Here is an 18,025-nt window from a genome sequence, read left to right on the forward strand (position 1 = left end):
TGCTTCACTCAACTCCCCCGTGAGGGACCCGGGCGGGCCCTGTGGTCGGTCGGTCAGGCGAGGGACCGCTCGGCCCTCTGCAGGGCTCGGGCGGTGAGGACTCCCGCGAGGTGGCCGAGGTATTCGGCCGAGGTGCCGCGCCCGGGGACGAACAGCTCCCTGGGTTCGGCTCGGAAGGCGGCGAGTACGGCTTCGGTGCCGTACGGGCCCCCGCGCAGCCGGTCCTCGACCGCGCGCAGGCGCAGGGGCCGGGGGGTGGCCCCGGTGACGGCGATGCGCGGCCCGTCGGGGATGATCCGTACGGCGCTGGCGCAGACCGGGTAGCGGGTGGCGCGGTCGGCGGACTTCTCGAAGGCGGCGGCCGGGCCGGCTGCGGGCACGAGCAGCGCGGTGAGCACCTGGCCGGCGGGTGCGGGGCCGGCGGCGAACTCCTCGGCCGAAAGGATGGTGCGCCCGCCGGGGCCGGCCAGTTCGACGACGGCGTCGGCGGCGATGGCGGCAGCCGGCAGGTCGGTGGCCCGCCCGGCGGCCGCCAGGTTGCCGCCGACGGTGCCGAGGTTGCGGACCTGCGGGTCTCCGTTGGCGCGGGCCGCGGCGGCCAGTTCCGGTGTCTCGGCGAGGACCAGTGGGTCGGCGGCGAGGTCGGCGAGCGTGGTGAGGGCCCCGATGCGCAGGCGGCGGCCGTCGGGCGTGCGGCCGGTGCCGCGCAGCTCGGCCAACTGCCGGATGTCGACGAGCAGGCGGGCGTCGTCGGCTCCGGCACGCAGGTCGGGCAGCAGGCTCTGGCCGCCGGCCAGCACCCGGGCGCCGCGGGTCTCCGCCAGCAGGGCGAGCGCCTCGTCGAGGCCGGCGGGGCGGGCGTAGTCGAACTCGGTGAGGATCACTGGGATTCCCCTCTCAGGCGGCGCCAGACCTTCTCGGGGGTGAGCGGCATGTCGATGTGCCGGACGCCCAGGTCGCCGAGGGCGTCGACGACGGCGTTGACCACGGCGGCGGCGGGCGGGACGGTGGCGATCTCGCCCGCTCCCTTGGCGCCGAGCGGGTTGTGCGGGCTGGGCGTGACGGTCTTGTCGAGCGCGAAGAACGGCACGTCGGCCGCGCGCGGCAGGGCGTAGTGGCCCAGGTCGGCGCTGATCAGCCGGCCATTCTCGTCGTATTCGGCGGCCTCCATGAGGGCCTGGCCCAGGCCGTGCACGATGCTGCCCTCGATCTGCCCCTGGACGATCTTCGGGTTGCCGATGTGGCCGGCGTCGTCGACGGCGGTGTAGGCGACCACCTCGGTCTCGCCGGTCAGTTCGTCGATCTCGACGACGGCGACGTGTGTGCCGAAGGGGTAGTTGAAGTCCGGCGGGTCGAAGTGCGTGGTCTCGTCCAGCGCCGGCTCGATCTCCGGGGGCAGCCCCCAGCCGTACCACATGGCCATGGCCAGTTCGGCGAAGGTCTTGGTGTTCTCCGGGTTGCCCTCTTCGTGGATCGCGCCGCCCTGGTAGACGACCTTGCCCTCGGGCACGCCCAGGAAGACGGCGCCCGCCCTGACCAGCTTGGCCTTGAGTTTGCGGGCGGTGAGGGCCACCGCCGGCGCCGCCATGCTGTAGGAGCGGGAGCCGTAGGTGCCCTGCCCGTACGGGGCCTTCTGCGTGTCGCCCTCGTGGACCTGGACGGTCGCGGGGTCGATGCCGAGCTCGTCCGCGGCGACCTGCGCGAAGACCGTCCCGTGGCTCTGACCGGTGGAGGCGGAGCCGACGGTGACGGTGACCTCTCCGGTGGGGTGGACGCGGATGTTGGCGCTCTCCCAGGTGCCGCCGAGCATGCCCTCCTGCGACATCCGGGTGGAGGGGCCGACGCCGCAGATCGCGACGTAGGTGGCGATGCCGACGCCGAGGCGCTTGCCGCGGGCGCGGGCCTCGGCCTTGCGGGCGGGCATGTCGGCGTAGCCGGACAGCTCGATGGCCTTGTCGAAGTTCAGCCGGTAGTCCCCGGAGTCGTAGGTCCAGCCGAGGCCGTTGTCGTAGGGGAACTTCTCCTTCGGCACGAGGTTCTTGCGCCGCACCGCCGCCGGGTCCATGCCGATCTCGCAGGCGTACCGGTCGACGAGCCGCTCCATGAGGAAGGCTGCCTCGGCGCGTCCGCTGCCCCGCTGGGCGCCCAGGGGGACGGTGTTGGTGAAGGCGGCGTACACCTCGCAGAAGGCGGCGTCGATGTCGTACATGCCGCTGATGGAGCGGCCCATGAGGGCGGTGGCGACGCCGGGCCCGATCGTCGAGGGGTACGCGCCGAGGTTGGCGTGGCTGGTGCAGCGCACGGCGGTGATGCGGCCGTCGCGGGTGCCGGCGAGGGTGACGTGCTGGCGGTGGTCGCGGCCCTGGACGGTGGAGTTCATCAGCCCGGTGCGGGTGTCCACCCATTTCACGGGCCTGCCGAGCGCCTTGGAGAGCAGCAGGACCAGGGGCATGTCGGGGTACAGGTACCCCTTGGTGCCGAAGCTGCCGCCGACGGTCGGGGCGATCACCCGGAGCTTGTTGAAGGGGATGCCGAGGACCAGCGCGGCGAGCAGGAAGCGGTGGTTGTGCGGGCCCTGGGTGGAGGCGTAGAGGGTGTAGTCGCCGGTGGCCGGGTCGTAGTGACCGACCGCGCCGCGCGGCTCGATGGGGCTGTTGATGGTGCGCTGGTTGACCAGGTCGAGCTCGACGGTGACCTCGGCGGCGGCGATGGCTGCGTCGGTGCGCTCCTGGTCGCCGCAGGTCCAGTACGCGTTGAGGTTTCCCGGGACGGCCTCGTGGAGCTGGGGCGCACCGTCGGCGAGGGCCTCGTCGGCGCGGGTGACGACGGGCAGCGGCTCGTACTCGACGGCGATGGCGGCCAGCGCGGCGGCGGCCTGGCGGGGGGTCTCGGCGACGACCACGGCGATGGGGTCGCCGACGTGGCGGACGGTGTCGCCGGTCAGGACCGGGCGGGCGCCCGGAAGTCCGTACGGGTGCGGCGGGAAGTGGCTCTCGACCCCGCCGGGGATCCAGATGCAGGGCAGCGGCATGACGTCGGCGAAGTCGGCCGCTGTGGCCACCTTCAGCACTCCGGGCAGCTGCTCGGCCGCCTTGGTCTCGATGGACAGGATCCTCGCGTGGGCCACCGGGCTGCCCAGGATGGCCATGTGCGCGGTGCCCGGCAGGTCGATGTCCGCCACGTACGTGGCCTCGCCGCGCAGCAGTTGCGGGTCCTCGCGGCTGTCCAGCGGCTGACCGAGCACTCGGCCGCGGTCGGCCGGGGCCTCCCCCGTCGCTGTGGTCATCTCCCTCACACCTCCGGTGCGGCTGCGGTGGATGCGGCGGAGCCGGCGGGCACCTCGTCGCGGGTGGCGGCGCAGGCGCGCTGCACCCCCCGTACGACGCTGTGGTAGCCGGTGCAGCGGCACAGGTTGCCGGTGAGCCACTCGCGGATCTCGGGCTCGGTGGGGGCCGGGCGGTCGGCGGCGGCGTCGACGAGCTCGCCGAGGGCCATCACCATGCCGGGGGTGCAGAAGCCGCACTGGGTGCCGTGCTCCTGGCGCAGGGCCTCCTGGAGGACGGACAGTTCTCCGCCCCGGGTGGTGACGCCTTCGATGGTGGCGACCTCGCTGCCGGCCGCGGAGGCGGTCAGGACCAGGCAGCTCTTGACGGACCGGCCGTCCAGGCGGACCACGCAGGAGCCGCACTGGCCGGTGTCGCAGCCGACCTTGGTGCCGGTCAGGCCGAGGCCGTCGCGGAGCCGTTCGACGAGCAGTTCGTTCGGCTGCGCGGAGAACTGCTCGGGTCTTCCGTTCACGTTCAGTGTGATATCCATGCCAGCGCCTGCGCTTCCGTGAGCGGCCGGTTGAAGAGGGGCCCGCCGGGCTGCTGGAGAATTCCCCCGGAGTGCAGCGGGCCTGTGTCGACGGGCGCGAATCCGATATCCGTGATGATTCCCGCGACGATTTCCTTCGCTTTTCCGTCGTCGCCCGCGGTGAAATGCGCCAGGCGCTCTCCGGGTGCGGTTCCCGCGACGGCGAGGGTTTCGAAATGCATGGTGTTCAGTGATTTCACGACCTGCGCGTCCGGGTACCACTCGGCGACCAGGTCGCTGGAGCCGCGCCCGCCGAGGTCGGCGGGCGCGCCGGGGCCGCCGAACGCGTTCGTCGCGTCCACCAGCACCTTGTCCTGCACGGCGCGCGGCGGGAGCAGTCCGCGAACGCGCTCGAAGGGCACCATCAGCACCAGGAGTTCGCCCTGGGCGGCGGCCTCGGCGGGGTGCGCCGCCGAGGCCGCCGGTCCCAGCTCGGCCACGAGCGGGCCGAGGGTCTGGGGGCCCCGGGCGTTGGCGAGGACCACCCGGTGGCCTGCCGCCACGAGGATCCTCGAAAGGACCGTGCCGATCCGCCCGGTGCCGATGACGGCTGTCCGCATTGACGCTCCTCGGGTAAGGGGTGTCCGGGTCGGGCCCGGCCTTCTCAGTCCATGCCGATCCAGACCGACTTGGTCTGGGTGTAGCTCTCGAGGGACTCGGGCCCGCACTCGCGCCCGAATCCGGAGGCCTTGTAGCCGCCGTAGGGCACCGCGGGGTCGTACTGGTTGTAGCAGTTGACCCAGACTGTGCCGGCCTTGATCTGCGAGGCGACGCGGTGGGCGCGGCGCAGGTCCTTGGTGTGGACGCCGGCGGCGAGGCCGTACGCGCTGTCGTTGGCGATGCGGACGGCGTCCTCCTCCGTGTCGAAGGGGATGATCGACAGGACGGGGCCGAAGATCTCCTCCTGGGCGATGCGCATCCCGTTGTCGACGCCGGTGAAGACGGTCGGCAGGAAGTACAGGCCCTCGGCGGAGGCTCCCTCGGGGGTCCACCCGGTGCCGCCGGTCCGCAGGACCGCGCCCTCCTTCTCGCCGATCTCGATGTACGAGCTGACCTTGTCGAACTGGCCTCGGTGGGCGAGGGGCCCGAAGAGGGTGGCCGGGTCGCGCGGGTCGCCGGGCCTGAGGGCGGCGGCCCGGCGCACGAGGCGTTCGACCAGCTCGTCGTGGATGGGGCGCTGGAGCAGCAGCCTGGATCCGGCCGTGCAGATCTCGCCCTTGTTGTAGTAGATGCCGAAGAAGGCGAGCTCCTCGGCGGCGTCGAGGTCGGCGTCGGCGAAGACGATGTTGGCGGATTTGCCGCCGAGCTCCATCGTGACCTTCTTCAGGGTGCCGGCGGCCCTGCGGATGATCGACTGGCCGACGACGGTGGAGCCCGTGAAGGCGATCTTGTCGATGCCGGGGTGGTCGGTGAGCGTCTCCCCCAGCTCCACGCCGGGGCCGGTGACCACGTTGAGCACCCCGTCGGGGATCTCCGCCTCCTGGAAGAGCTCGGCGATCTTCAGTGCGGTGAGCGGAGTGGCCGGGGAGGGCTTGTGGACGACCGTGTTCCCCGCCGCCAGCGCCGGTGCGATCTTCGTCATCGACAGCAGCAGCGGGAAGTTGAACGGGGTGATCGCGCAGACGACGCCCAGCGGTTCGCGCAGGGTGTAGGCCAGCTGTCCGCCCGCCGGGGCACGCGAGGAGCCGTCGACGCGGGTCACGGCCCCGGCGTAGTAGTGCATGAGCTGGGCGGCCATGGGGGCGTCGACGGTGCTGGAGAACGCGAACGGCTTGCCCATGTCCACGGTCTCCAGCAGTGCGATCTCCTCCAGGTCGCGCTCGATGAGCTCACCGACCCGGTTCAGCCGCAGCGCCCGCTCCTGGGCGGACAGTCTGCTCCACGGACCTTCCTCGTACGCCGCGCGGGCGGCGGCGACGGCCGCGTCCGCGTCGGCCGCGGCGGCCTGGGCGACCGGCACGATCTCCTGTCCGTCGACGGGACTGACGTCCGGCTCGGTCCGGCCGTCCAGGGCCGGGACCCATGTGCCGCCGATGAACAGCTTCCCGGGGTTGGCGAGGGGCGGGCCGCTCAGCTCACGCTTGGTCATGGCTGCCTTCCGGTGTCGGATGCGGGGCGGGGGTGGGGGTCTGTCCCCTCAGCCCTTCGCGAGCTCGCGCAGGAACGTCTCCGCGAGGGCCTTGGAGGAGTACGGGTTCTGGCCGGTCGTCAGCCTGCGGTCGACGACCACGTGGGAGTCCCAGATCGCGTCTGCCTTCTCGTAGCGGGCGCCGAGGCGGGTGAGTTCGACCTCGAGGATCAGCGGGAGCCGGCCGGCCATGTTGGTGACCAGTTCCTCGTCGTGGGAGAAGGCCGTCATCCGGTAGCCCTCGAAAGGCCAGCGGCCTTCGCCGTCGCGCAGCGCGAGCAGCGAGGTGTGGCCGTGGCAGACGGTGGCGAGGGGCTTGTCCTGGGCGATGACCCAGCGAAGGACCTGCGCGAGTTCGTCGGACTTGGGCAGGTCGCCGATCGCGCCGTGGCCGCCGCTGACGTAGACGCCGTCGTAGTCGGCGACGTCCTTCTCGGTGAGCGACTCCAGCGCCAGGGGGGCCCGCAGCTGGGGGGTGTTCTCGATGACCCGGACGTACTCGGCGGCGTTGGCCGCGTCCTCGTCGGGGGAACCCTGGGGGCGGACCCACCGGAGGAACTGGGGGTCGATGCTCGTCCGGTCGACGGTGGGAGCGCGGCCCCCGATCGTCGCCACGTCCACGTCGTGGCCGGCGGCCTTGAAGAGCGAAAAGGGAACGACGAATTCCTCTGCCCAGAATCCCGAGGGATGCTGTTCGCCGTCCAGCAGGTGCAGGGTCGCCTTGGCCGTCATGACGACGAGAATCTTCATGATTCTCTCCTTGTTCTGGATTCGCTGCCGATTCAACACGCCCCCCGCAGGGGGCGTAAGGGGGTGACGTCAGGCCCGCGATACTTCGTCACGTGCGTCCAACGCCGAGATGATGGTGCGGAATTCATCGACCAGGGGATGGTCGGGATGGGCTTCTGCAAATATGCGCTCCCCGTACAGGGAGGCCATTTCCGGCGAGTAGGGAAGGATTCCGGCCACGGGTGCGCCGTAGACCTCTTCGGAGCGCCGCCGGGCCGAGTCCCGGTCGATGCCGGCGGGCGCCATGCTCAGCACCAGGGTCCGCCGGCAGGCCAGGCGCCCGGCGAGGGCGATGGTCTCCTCGACCCCGGAGAGGTCGATCCGGTCGGCCCGGGCCATGATCATCAGCACGTCGGCGCTCGCCATCGCGGTCACCGACTCGTTGTTGAGCCCGGCGTGGGTGTCGAGCAGCAGCACGTCCAGCGCGTAGTGCTCGGCCAACCGGTCGAAGCCCTCCGGCAACAGGCCCACGTCATAGCCGCCGGCCATCAGTTCCCGCAGGGCCGCCGTCCCGGTCCGGGCCGGTACGACGTACAGCCCGGGCACACCGGCCGGCTGGGCGGCGGCCTCGATCTCGCAGCGGCCGAGCAGGTAGTCGGCCAGGGAGGGACCGGGGCCGAGCCGGAACAGCAGGTCCAGAGTGGGTGACTGGATGTCGGTGTCCACCACCCCCACCCGGCGTCCCCCGGCGGCGATCAGCAGCGCGAGGTTGGCCAGGACCGAGGACTTGCCCGTCCCGCCGCGGTGCGAGTGCACCACGATGGTCCGGGCCATCTAGGCCACCACCTGATGGCCGGGGCCGGCCGCGTACGGCCCCCGCGCCGTACGCGGCCGGTGCAGGGCGAGCATGGTGACGTCGTCGTGCTGCTCGGCGGTGCCGGTGTGCTCGCGGACCGCCAGGTCCATCCGGTCGACCAGGTCCTTGCCGCTCACCAGTGGTCCGGCAAGCAGTTCCAGCATGCGTTCGTCGCCGAGGAAGCTGCCGTTGGGACAGCGGGCCTCGGGCACTCCGTCGGTGAACACGAAGAGGGTGTCGCCCGGGTCCAGCTGGGCGTAGCCGAGCGTGTAGACGCAGTCGGGCAGGACCCCGACGGCCGGTCCGGTGATGTCCAGGGCCGCGGGCGGGCTGCCGTCGGCGGGCCGCAGCAGGGGCGGATTGTGGCCGCCGTTGATGTAGACCAGGCTGCCGGTGAGCGGGTCCAGCACCCCGAAGAAGAGAGTGGCGAAGTAGCCCTGCCGCAGGTGGTTGCTGGTGAGGTAGCCGTTGGTGGCGGTGACCGCGTTGAGCAGGGGTGTCGCGCCGACGACCGGGATCCGCCGGCTGCCGCCGGCCCGGCCGGCGGCGACCAGGTGCTGGAGTCCGCTGTTCTGCGCGGTGTGGCGGAGCAGGGAGCGGATGAGCGCCATGAACAGCGCGGCGCCGACCCCTTTGTCGCAGACGTCGGCGACGACGAAGGCCAGCCGGCGGCCGCGGGAGATCTCGAAGACGTCGTAGAAGTCCCCGGCGACCTGTCGGGCGGGCCGGAAGCGTACGTCGATCTCCCAGCCGTCGGGGACGGGCAGCGATTCGGGCAGGAAGCCCGCCTGTATCTCGCGGCCGATCTCCAGTTCCTTCTCGTAGCCCATGAGTTCGGCGCGGGCGTCGGCCTCGCGCAGGGTGCGGCCGAGTCCGGCGCGCTCCGAGCAGCTGTGCAGCCGGGCCCCGACGAGGGCGGGGAGGAAGGGTGGGACGAGGTAGTCGTGCCCGATCCGGACGTGCTCCTCCAGGGCGGCGAACTCCGTCACGGCCCACACGACCACGATGGGGGCTCCGGCCCAGCGGCGCAGCCGCCGTACGGCCATCCGTACGGCGTCCCCGTCGGACTCGGCCGGGGCCAGCAGCACGTCCGCGACGGGCAGCAGTTCCAGCGGCCCTTCGCGCAGCTCCGTCAGCGTGCGGGTGACGAGGGAGGCGTCCATCGTCCGCAGGGCGTCGAGCAGTTCGGGCGGCGGTGCCGGGTGCGCGTCGAGGATGATCACGGTCGTGGAGGGCATGGGTCCGTCCCCTCAGCCTTCACAGTCAGCGTGCTGATGTTGCGGCCGTCCCTGTGCGCGTAGGCGAACTCGTCCACGCTGGTCAGGGCGAGGTGGATGCCGAGGCCGCCGACCCGCCGGTCCTGCAGGGGGACCCCTGGGCAGGGCGGCAGGCGGCCTTCGACGGGGTCGAAGGCGGGGGCGGAGTCCTCGATGGCGATCTGCACACCGCCCGGGCCGGAGCGGCCGCGGACGGTGATCCGTCCGTCGCCGCCCCGGTATCCGTGCATCACGATGTTCGTGGCCAGTTCGTCGACTGCCAGCCGGAGCCGGTAGGCGGCCCGCTTGTCGAGCCCCGCCCGGCCGGCCAGCCGCAGGACGAACGCGGCGATGTCGCCCAGTGCCCCGACCGTCGCGGGCACCTCCAGTACGACGGGCGTCCTCGCCAGCTCGACCATGTCACTCACGGTCGTCACTCATCGGAGAGGACGATGCTGCGGTCGAGGCCTGCCGTCCGGATGGTCCGGGAGACGGGCTCGATGGCACCGACCACCTTGATGGTGACGTGGTCCGCGATCTTCTGCTGGGCGAAGACCAGGGAGCGCAGGCCGGCGCTGGCCATGTAGCCGACGCCGGCCATCCTGATCTCGACGACGGTGGTGCCGTGGCCGGCGGCCTTCTCGATGGTCCGGTGGAAGTCCGGCGCGGTCTTGGCGTCCAGTTCGCCCGACAGTTCGATCACGGTGGTGTCGCCCTCGATGCTCAGGGACACGGAAAGCGGCATGTCAGGTCTCCTTCGGTCAGGGCGTGTCGAATGCGTCGGGTTCGTTCGTGCGGCCCACGAGGATCACCACCGAACGGGGGCCGATCAGGTACTTGCCGGCGTTGTCCAGCTCCGGCTCGGTCCCCGGGGTGCGGATGTCGTGCGGTGCGTCGGCCCCCGTGTCGGCGAACAGGTGCCAGCTGCGTCCGCCGGGCAGGGCGGGCAGTTCCAGGTCGTGGGACTCCCAGTGCGCGTTCATGGCCACGTAGACCACGTCGTCGTCGCCGGCGCCGCAGCGGGCGACCGCCACCAGCCGGCTCTCCGCCGACCAGTCGGGCTGCCAGGCCCGCTCCCCGTGCCAGCTGATGTCCGGCAGGCCGAGGTGCTCGCGGACCCGCCCGGTGGGGTGGGAGGTGGAGCGCAGCTCGCGGTGGCGCTTGCGGAAGGCGATCATCTGCCGGGTGAAGCGGAGCAGTTCGGCGTTGTCGTCGACCTGGTCCCAGTCGAACCAGGACAGTTCGTTGTCCTGGCAGTAGGTGTTGTTGTTGCCCTGCTGGGTCCTGCCGACCTCGTCGCCGGAGAGCAGCATCGGGATGCCCTGGCTGGTGAGGAGGATGGCGAGGGCGTTCTTCATCTGGCGGGTGCGCAGGGTGTTGATCGCCGGGTCGTCGGTGGGACCCTCGGCTCCGCAGTTCCAGCTGTTGTTGTCGTTGGCGCCGTCGTTGTTGCCCTCGCCGTTGGCCTCGTTGTGCTTGTCGTTGTAGGAGACCAGGTCGGCGAGGGAGAAGCCGTCGTGCGCGGTCAGGAAGTTGACGGAGGCGGCGGTGCCGCGGCTGGAGTAGAGGTCGGGCGAGCCGGCGATGCGGGTGGCCAGTTCGCCGGTGACCCCGGGGTCGCCCTTGAGGAAGCGGCGTACGGTGTCGCGGTACTTGCCGTTCCACTCCGCCCAGCGGCCGTACGCCGGGAAGTTGCCGACCTCGTACAGGCCGCCGGCGTCCCAGGCCTCGGCGATGAGCTTGGTGTGCCGCAGGACCGGGTCGTAGGCGAGCAGTTCGAGGAGCGGCGGGTTGGGCAGCGGCGTGCCGTCCAGGGACCGGCCGAGGATGGCGGCGAGGTCGAAGCGGAAGCCGTCGATGTGGTAGTCGGCGACCCAGTGGCGCAGGCAGTCGAGCACGAAGTTGCGCACGACGGGGTGGTTGCAGTTGACCGTGTTGCCGGTGCCGCTGAAGTTGAAGTAGTAGCCCTCGGGCGTGAGCATGTAGTAGGTGGCGTTGTCGAGCCCCTTGAAGGAGATCGTCGGCCCCTGCTCGTTGCCCTCGGCGGTGTGGTTGAAGACGACGTCGAGGATGACCTCGATGCCGGCCGCGTGCAGGTCCTTGATCAGGGTGCGGAACTCGTCGCCCTGCATTCCGTAGCGTCCGGTGGCCGCGTAGCCGGCCTTGGGCGCGAAGAAGGAGACGGTGTTGTAGCCCCAGTAGTCGAAGAGCTTCTCGCCCGTCTCCGGGTTGGAGCGCGGGTTGTCGCTCTCGTCGAATTCGAACACCGGCAGCAGTTCTATGCAGTTGACCCCGAGCTCCTTGAGGTACGGGATCTTCTCGCGCAGACCGGCGAACGTGCCGGGGGCGGTGACGCCCGAGTTGGGGTGCCGGGTGAAGCCGCGCACGTGGGCCTCGTAGACGACGAGGTCCTCGGCGGGGATGCCCAGGGGGGTGTCGTCGCCCCAGTCGAAGTCCTGGAGGCAGACGCGGGAGCGGTACTGGTAGCCGCGGCTGTAGTCCGGCTCCACGCCCCACACGTCCCGGCCGGCGATCAGCCGGGCGTAGGGGTCGGAGAGGACCTGGCGGGCGTCGAAACGGTGGCCGGTGACCGGGTCGTAGGGGCCGTCGGCCCGGTACCCGTACTCGATGTTCTCGTGGTCGAGGCCGAAGACGGTCATGGCGAACACGCTGCCGGTGCGGAACTCCTCGGGGAACTCCAGTTCGGCCATCGGCTCGGGCTCTCCGCGCCGGTAGATGACCAGGGTCATGGAGGTGGCCTGGTCGGAGAAGACGGAGAAGCTGACCCCGCCGGGGACCACGTTGGCCCCGAAGGGGAACGGTTTGCCCGCGCGGACGCGGTACCCGCCCACCTCGTGGGTCGGGTACGCGTCGACGCGCAGGACCTGCTCGGACCGGGTCTCGCTCATCGCGCGGCCTTGGCCTTGGCGGCCGCCGCGGCGGCCTCGCCGGTCTCGAAGAAGTCGAGGAAGCCGGTGGCCGACATGACGAACCGGACTTCCTCGCTCACCCCGTAGAGCGTGACGGCCACGCCGGCGTGCTGAGCCTCGCGGTAGACCACGAGCAGGGTGCGCAGGCCCGCGCTGGAGACGTAGGTCACCGCCGTGAGGTCGATCCGCAGCGGCTTGCCCTCGCGGACCAGCGGCAGCAGGGACTTCAGCAGCGTGCCGGACGTCTCGCTGTTGATCTCACCGGTGGCGACGAGCACGGTGGCCGTCTTGTTCCGGCGTTCCTTGATGTTGAGAGTCATTGCCTTCCCCTCTGGTTGGGGCGCCCCCCGTTGAGCGCTACTTCTTGGCCGTCGGCCGCAGCCGGACCTTCACCTTGACGCGGCTCTGGACGTCGGGCAGGCGCACGGTGAGCGCCTCCGCGTCGAAGTCGGTGTACGGCTTCTCGTCGATCTCCACGGATGCGATCCGCACCGAGCCTGCGGGCAGCAGGTCGGGCGAGACGCGCAGGACGCGGTCGGGCAGGCCGGTCGGGTCGGGCTGGAAGTGGAAGTCCATCTCCCGGCCGTTGATCAGCAGGTTGTTGTAGACGGCGGCGAGGTAGCAGAGCTCCGCCGAGTGGTACATGGACATCGAGTGGCTGCCCTTGAGCCGCTCGGTGCCGAGCAGGTACGGCGTGCCGCTGGCGAGGACGTTGAAGTAGACGGCGCCCTCGTCGTGGTCGAGGAAGAAGGTGTTGTAGAAGGCCTGCGCCTGCCGGGCCTCGCGCAGGTTCGCGTCGCCGCCGACCGTGCCGTTCAGGATGAGGTAGGCGAGGATCGCCTGCTCCTGCTGCCACCAGGCCTTGCGGTCGTGCCAGGCGAAACGATACGTCTCCTGGTCGCCCACCTTCACGCGCTCCACGACGTCGTACCAGCCGCCGCGCTGCACGTCACTGCCGACAGCCGGCATGATCTCGCCGATCTTCCGGGCGAGCTCCTCGTACGCCGGCTTGGCCTTCAGCGAGTTCATCCGCATCAGGTTCCAGGCGATCTTCAGGTTGTGGCCGACGACCGCGCGGTCCTGCTGCCAGCTGTGCGCCTTGTCGTGGGACCAGTCGCGGAAGAAGCGCTCCTGGACGAAGGGGCTGTTCTTGTAGTCGGGGAACTTGTCCGCGATCGTGTCGAAGGTGTACTCGAGGAAGTCGGCGTACTTCTGGTCGCCCGTCGCCAGGTAGAGATTGATCAGGTAGGCGGGGGCGTGGTCGCCGACCGAGTTCCAGTTCTTGCGCTCGGCGTTCTCGCCGAGGGACTCGTGGTCCGCGCTGAAGAGGATCGGGTCGATGTGGGAGTAGTAGCCGCCCTGCTCCGGGTCGAAGAAGAACTTGTCGAACAGCCGGATCGTGGCGTCGGCGTCGTTCTTGATCCGGACGTCGCCGGTGACCCGGTACGTCTGGACGGGGCCGGCCAGCGCGTAGATCTGCTCGTACATCGGGATCGCGTCGTAGTCGTCGGAGAACTCCGAGGTGAACAGCTTGCGCTCGCTGTCCCCGTCGACGCTGATGCCGTGGTACCAGAAGACCACGTCCTCCTCGCCGTCCACGACCCGCATGTGCTTGCGCAGGTACTCGGTCCCGCGCTCGGCGACCTCCAGGTACTCGTCCTTGCCGGTCAGCAGGTAGGCCGAGGCCATGCCGTAGACCAGCCGGGAGATCGTGTCGGTCTCCTGGACGTGGCTGGCGGTCTTGTCGCCACCGAGCCGGATCTCGGTGCGGTACTCGGTGAAGTCCACCGGGCCGTCACCGAACTGCGCCCGCCGGTAGAAGTCGGCCAGCGACTCGATCTGCTTGATCCACCAGCTGCCCTCCTCGAAGCGGTAGTCCTCGGCGCCGCGGCCGAGGAACACCAGGCGCTTGGCGTCGAAGCGACCGCCGTGCTCCGGGTAGTGGACGCCGTACACGAAGAGGAACCGGCCCGGCGAGAGCATCTCGTCGATGTGCCCGGAAGCGTCGATGTAGGGCTCGTCCAGGTTGCGGACCAGCTCGGCGCTGGGATCGCCGGCCAGCGAGACGTCGAACTCGCGGCCGTCCGAGGTCTTCAGCCGCAGCAGGCGCGTACCGGAGTCGAAGCGGACGACGTAGCCCGCGATGGTGTCGGAGAAGGAGAAGCTCACGGCGTCCGCCATGTCATGCACCGTCCTTGTCGTGAGTGCTGTCGTCCTCGTATCCCTGGCTCACTTCGACGATCACCCCGTCGGGATCGCGGACCCACACGGTCCGCCAGCCGCAGATGAAGTCGTCGAAGTCCAGCGGCCCCAGGGTCACTTCCGCCGCGTCGCCCAGCTCGGCCAGGAACGCGTCCACGCTGTCGGTCTGGAACGCCAGGTGGCGCATCCGGCCCGGGGCCTGCGGCCCGTCTCCCCCGGCTGCCGCCGGGGGGACCCCGACCCCCGGCGCCGTACGGGACGGCTCGGCGCCCGCCGCGAAGAGCTCCAAGTACGCGTCCCCCTTGCGCAGGAACACGATGCGGGAGTCCCCGAGGTCGACCACCCGGGCCCGGGAGAAGCCGAAGTACCGCGTGTAGAAGTCCTCGGTGGTCTTCTGGTCCACGCAGTTCAGGCCCACGTGCGACCAGACCATCGGCCGGTCCGCGGCCCCCGGCATCAGCCGGCCCCCCGGCCCCGGCCGGCCGAGATCAGCTCGATGATCCGGCGTGCGAACAGGTGGTGGTGCGCTCCGGTGCGGCCGGTGACCAGGTCTCCGTCGACCACCACGTCCTCGTCGACGTACTCCCCGCCCATGTTGCGGACGTCGCCGATCAGGTTGTTGTGGCAGACGACCTTGCGGCCGCGGATCTTGCCGGGGATGGAGGACGCCAGCCACATGCCGTGGCAGATGATCCCCTTGAGGACCGTCGGCTCCTCGAAGGCCCGGCGCAGCAGCTCGGTCGCCGGGGCCAGGACGTCCACGTCCTCGGTGTAGCGCAGCCGGTCGGCCACCATGCCCGAGGGCACGATGATCGCCGCGTACCGGCGCAGCTCCTCGTCGCCCAAGCCCTCCAGGGAGCGGTTCACGGTGAACGGCGCCCGGTACTCGTGACCGGTGAAGGTGATGGAGTCGTTGCCCCACAGCCGGGTCAGGAAGTCGACCTCGGCGCCCTCCTCCGCGAACCGGTGCCGGTAGTAGAAGATCTCCGGCTCGTAGTAGTCGCTCTCGACCAGGACCGCGATCCGGGTCCCGGACAGGGCGCCCTCGCGCAGGACGGCATCAGGCACGGGAGATCCCCCTCAGGAAGTCCGCCGCGCGCTCGGCGATCATCGCGATGGCGGTGTGGCAGTTGCCCGACGGGACCGCGGGCATCACGCTCGCGTCCACGACGCGCAGGTTGCGCACGCCGTGCACCCTCAGCTCGGGGTCGACGACGGCGAGGTCGTCGATGCCCATGCGGCAGGATCCGGCCTGGTGGTGGTAGCTCTCCGACTTCTGCCTCACGAAGGTGCGCAGCTCGTCGTCGGACGCATGGCCCGGACCGGGCTGGAGCTCCTGCTTGTACCAGGGCGAGAACGCCGAGGTCGCGAAGATCTCCCGGGCGATTTTGACGCCCTGCACCATGCGTTCCAGGTCCCACCGGTCGCCCAGGTAGTTCGGGTTGATCAGTGGGTGGGCCAGCGGATCGGCGCTCGCCAGCCTGATCCAGCCGCGCGAGACCGGGCGTACGACGCCGGGCAGGATGGACACCGTGTTCGGGTGGTCCCTGCCGACGATCACGTCGAACGGCACGTGGACGAAGGCGATCTGCAGGTCGGGGGCGGGCAGACCCGGCTGCGAGGACAGGAACAGAGCGCTCTCGGAGAGGTTCTGCGCGGGCGGCGGGAGCTCCTGGGTGACCTCGGCCATCAGCCCGGTCAGGACGTGGTTGTGGAAGTTCTCGCCGACCCCGGGCAGGGCCGCGGTGACCTCGATGCCGTGCTCGCGCAGTTGCTCCGGCCGGCCGATGCCGGAGAGCAGCAGCAGCTTCGGCGACTCGATCGCCCCGGCGGCCACGACCACCTCGCGCCGCGCCCGTACGGTGTGCAGTCCGGGCGCGGAGACGCTGCTGTGGCCGTCCCGGACGGTCCGGCCGGGTACGCCGCCGTCCGCAGGCGGGGCGGGCGGCTGGAGCTGGACGTACTCGACGCCCGTGCAGGTGTCCCCGTCGAAGAGCAGCCGGCTGCTGTGCGCGTTGGTGCGCAGGGTCAGGTTCGGCCGGTCGAGCGCCGGCTCCAGATAGGCGGCCAGGGCACCCTGGCGGCGGCCGTCGGCCACGTCGATGTGGTGCCAGCCGGTGCCGAAGAGGCCGCGCCGGGGCCCGTCGGTGTTGAAGTCGGCGATCTCCTCGTGCCCGAGTTCGACGGCCGCGTCGATGAAGGCACGGGAGACCGGGTTGGGGCCGTGGAGCCCGGCGTTGGTGACCCGCTGCGGGCCGCGGGTGCCGGTGGTGGCGGCGGTGACGTCCTCCTGGCCCTCCAGCAGGGCGAAGTACGGGAGCACGTCCTCGTACGCCCAGCCGGCCGCGCCCTGGTAGGCCCAGTTGTCGAAGTCCGAGGCGTGGCCGCGGATGTGCATCATGATGTAGAGGTTGCTGCTGCCGCCGGGGGCCTTCCCGCGCGGCTCGTAGGTACGGCGGCCGTCGAGCCCGGGCTGCGGTGTGCTGGTGTAGCCCCAGTCCACGGGACCGCCGAGGAGCTTGTACCAGGAGGACGGGTCGTCGACCTCCGGCGGGATCCGGGGCCCGCCCGCCTCCAGGACGAGGACGGAGACGTCCGGGTCCTCGGAGAGCCGGTTCGCCAGCACGCTGCCCGCGGTGCCCGATCCCACGACGATGTAGTCGTACTCTTCCACGCTCACGCCTGCCCCCTCAGTCCTGGCTCAGCACCTGGAAGGGGACCGTGTCGTGGTGGTTCGCCATGTAGGCGATCTTTCCGTCCACGATCCGGAAGAAGTTCATGACCTCGGCCTCGATGGTCTCGCCGGAGGCGCTGACCGCGGTGAGGTGGGAGACGGCCGCGGCCTTCTCCCCGTCGACGAGGAAGTGCACGGGCTCGTTGCGGAAGACGCGGTACATCGTCCCCATGCCCTTCATCATCGACCGGAGCACCTCCAGGCCCTCGATGTGGCCGGCGAGCTGCTCGTCCATGACCTGGTCGTCGGCGAACAGGTCGCACCAGCGGTCCCAGTCCCCGGCGTTGGCGTATTCGTAGTACTTCTGCAGGATCTGTCGTGCGTCCATCGCGCTCACCCCCTATCGGTCCCTGCGGGTTCCGTCCGGCGCGAACGGCGCCCAGAACTGGCTGAAGGCGGTCGCCGAGTCCCCGAAGAGCCCGTCGCGGCCCTCGACGATCCGGCCGCCCTGCCACCGCATGAAGTGGAAGACCGGGTAGTCCATCCGCTCGTACGGAGATCCGCTCGCCTCGGCCGCGCCGGCCCGCTGGGCGACGTTGCGGCACACGTCCGCCGAGCAGTCCTCGCCGACCAGCACCGCCTCCAGGTCCATCCGGAAGGTGCCGCCCGTGAGCTTGTGGGTCTGCCCCATCAGCTCCAGGAAGGCGTCAAGGCTCTCGTACCAGCCCGCCAGGGGATGGTTGCCCGGCACCAGCCAGCGCAGGTCCTCGCTGTAGTACTCCAGGATCCGGGCCCGGTCGCCGGAGCCGAGGGCGGCGTAGGCCTCCCGGACCCGCTCCCGTGTCACTTCGGGCATCGTCGGCTCTCCTTCACCGCGGTCACGGTCTCGGTCTCGATCTCGGTCACAGGGAACCGGAACCGGGCATCGGCGCCAGGTCGTTGACGGTGTACTGCTGGATCAGCGGTCCGTCGGGGCCGGCGACCACGGTCCAGGTCTGGTCGGCGTCGAAGCCCAGCCACTGGCTGCGGGCGGCCGGCGGGTCCCAGATCTTGGCCTGCCAGTTGACGAGGACCCGGACGACCGCCCGGTCGCCCTCGATCACGGGCTCCACCTTCGTGACCGTGTGCACCTCGTCGAAGAAGCGGTGGGTGACGGCCGCGTACCAGCGGCCGAATCCCTCGTGTCCGAGGAAGGTGTCCTCGGGGACCTTGAACTCCAGGTCCTCGGTGATCAGGGCGAGCACATCGGCCAGGCCCACGTGCTGGTCCAGCGCCACGTACCAGTTCTCGGCGAAACTGCGGATCGCGTCCTCGGTCAGCTGCCGCTCGGCGGGCATGCGGTCTCCTCCTGTTCCGTATCCGTGCTGGGTGACGGGTCGGGTCGGGTCGGGCGGG

General features: G+C 70.7%; 19 protein-coding genes. All 19 read right to left on the reverse strand.

All coding sequences use genetic code 11. The annotated features are described in order from the left end of the window. Positions 1–53: 53 nt before the first annotated feature. Complete coding sequence (locus tag ACZ6JS_RS13415) at positions 54–884, reverse strand: FAD binding domain-containing protein (protein ID WP_469297745.1); 831 nt, start codon at positions 882–884, stop codon at positions 54–56. Then, positions 881–3,286: a xanthine dehydrogenase family protein molybdopterin-binding subunit gene (locus ACZ6JS_RS13420; RefSeq protein ID WP_469297746.1), complete on the reverse strand. Its 2,406-nt coding sequence runs from the start codon at positions 3,284–3,286 to the stop codon at positions 881–883. Before ACZ6JS_RS13420 ends, ACZ6JS_RS13415 begins: the two co-directional genes overlap by 4 nt. A gap of 5 nt (positions 3,287–3,291) precedes the next feature. Further along, positions 3,292–3,816: a (2Fe-2S)-binding protein gene (locus ACZ6JS_RS13425; protein ID WP_469297747.1), complete on the reverse strand. Its 525-nt coding sequence runs from the start codon at positions 3,814–3,816 to the stop codon at positions 3,292–3,294. After that, positions 3,801–4,415: an NADPH-dependent F420 reductase gene (locus tag ACZ6JS_RS13430; RefSeq protein ID WP_469297748.1), complete on the reverse strand. Its 615-nt coding sequence runs from the start codon at positions 4,413–4,415 to the stop codon at positions 3,801–3,803. Before ACZ6JS_RS13430 ends, ACZ6JS_RS13425 begins: the two co-directional genes overlap by 16 nt. 44 nt (positions 4,416–4,459) lie before the next feature. Beyond that, positions 4,460–5,944, reverse strand: coding sequence for an aldehyde dehydrogenase family protein (locus ACZ6JS_RS13435; protein ID WP_469297749.1), 1,485 nt, complete (start codon positions 5,942–5,944; stop codon positions 4,460–4,462). A 48-nt stretch (positions 5,945–5,992) separates the two neighbouring features. Beyond that, positions 5,993–6,733 carry a type 1 glutamine amidotransferase domain-containing protein gene (locus ACZ6JS_RS13440; RefSeq protein ID WP_469297750.1) on the reverse strand — a complete coding sequence of 247 codons (741 nt, stop codon included), beginning with the start codon at positions 6,731–6,733 and terminating at the stop codon, positions 5,993–5,995. A gap of 69 nt (positions 6,734–6,802) precedes the next feature. Continuing rightward, positions 6,803–7,546, reverse strand: coding sequence for a MinD/ParA family ATP-binding protein (locus tag ACZ6JS_RS13445; RefSeq protein ID WP_469297751.1), 744 nt, complete (start codon positions 7,544–7,546; stop codon positions 6,803–6,805). After that, on the reverse strand, positions 7,547–8,806 hold the full coding sequence (locus tag ACZ6JS_RS13450; protein ID WP_469297752.1) for a PP2C family protein-serine/threonine phosphatase: 1,260 nt from the start codon (positions 8,804–8,806) through the stop codon (positions 7,547–7,549). It abuts the gene before it with no gap. Further along, positions 8,788–9,243: an ATP-binding protein gene (locus ACZ6JS_RS13455; RefSeq protein WP_469298108.1), complete on the reverse strand. Its 456-nt coding sequence runs from the start codon at positions 9,241–9,243 to the stop codon at positions 8,788–8,790. The genes ACZ6JS_RS13450 and ACZ6JS_RS13455 overlap by 19 nt, the downstream gene beginning before the upstream one ends. A 14-nt stretch (positions 9,244–9,257) precedes the next feature. After that, positions 9,258–9,569, reverse strand: a complete 312-nt coding sequence (locus tag ACZ6JS_RS13460) for an STAS domain-containing protein (RefSeq protein ID WP_469297753.1) — start codon at positions 9,567–9,569, stop codon at positions 9,258–9,260. 16 nt (positions 9,570–9,585) lie between these two features. Next, on the reverse strand, positions 9,586–11,733 hold the full coding sequence (gene glgX / locus ACZ6JS_RS13465) for a glycogen debranching protein GlgX (RefSeq protein ID WP_469297754.1): 2,148 nt from the start codon (positions 11,731–11,733) through the stop codon (positions 9,586–9,588). Further along, positions 11,730–12,074, reverse strand: a complete 345-nt coding sequence (locus ACZ6JS_RS13470) for an STAS domain-containing protein (protein WP_469297755.1) — start codon at positions 12,072–12,074, stop codon at positions 11,730–11,732. Before ACZ6JS_RS13470 ends, glgX begins: the two co-directional genes overlap by 4 nt. Positions 12,075–12,111: 37 nt before the next feature. Next, a complete protein-coding gene (locus ACZ6JS_RS13475; protein ID WP_469297756.1) occupies positions 12,112–13,935 on the reverse strand; it encodes an AGE family epimerase/isomerase in 1,824 nt (607 codons plus the stop codon). A 1-nt stretch (position 13,936) separates the two neighbouring features. Beyond that, entirely contained in the window at positions 13,937–14,389 is a 453-nt protein-coding gene (locus ACZ6JS_RS13480; protein WP_469297757.1) for a VOC family protein, read from the reverse strand. Between the two features lie 23 nt (positions 14,390–14,412). After that, entirely contained in the window at positions 14,413–15,024 is a 612-nt protein-coding gene (locus ACZ6JS_RS13485) for a DJ-1/PfpI family protein (RefSeq protein WP_469297758.1), read from the reverse strand. Beyond that, complete coding sequence (locus tag ACZ6JS_RS13490) at positions 15,017–16,636, reverse strand: GMC family oxidoreductase (protein WP_469297759.1); 1,620 nt, start codon at positions 16,634–16,636, stop codon at positions 15,017–15,019. The genes ACZ6JS_RS13485 and ACZ6JS_RS13490 overlap by 8 nt, the downstream gene beginning before the upstream one ends. A 10-nt stretch (positions 16,637–16,646) precedes the next feature. Continuing rightward, positions 16,647–17,018 carry a nuclear transport factor 2 family protein gene (locus ACZ6JS_RS13495; RefSeq protein ID WP_469297760.1) on the reverse strand — a complete coding sequence of 124 codons (372 nt, stop codon included), beginning with the start codon at positions 17,016–17,018 and terminating at the stop codon, positions 16,647–16,649. Positions 17,019–17,030: 12 nt separating this feature from the next. Next, positions 17,031–17,486 (reverse strand): nuclear transport factor 2 family protein, encoded by a 456-nt coding sequence (locus tag ACZ6JS_RS13500; RefSeq protein WP_469297761.1) that lies wholly within the window; start codon positions 17,484–17,486, stop codon positions 17,031–17,033. Between the two features lie 46 nt (positions 17,487–17,532). Continuing rightward, a complete protein-coding gene (locus tag ACZ6JS_RS13505; RefSeq protein ID WP_469297762.1) occupies positions 17,533–17,967 on the reverse strand; it encodes a nuclear transport factor 2 family protein in 435 nt (144 codons plus the stop codon). Between the last annotated feature and the right edge of the window lie 58 nt (positions 17,968–18,025).

Source organism: Streptomyces sp. NPDC046349, assembly GCF_055587885.1.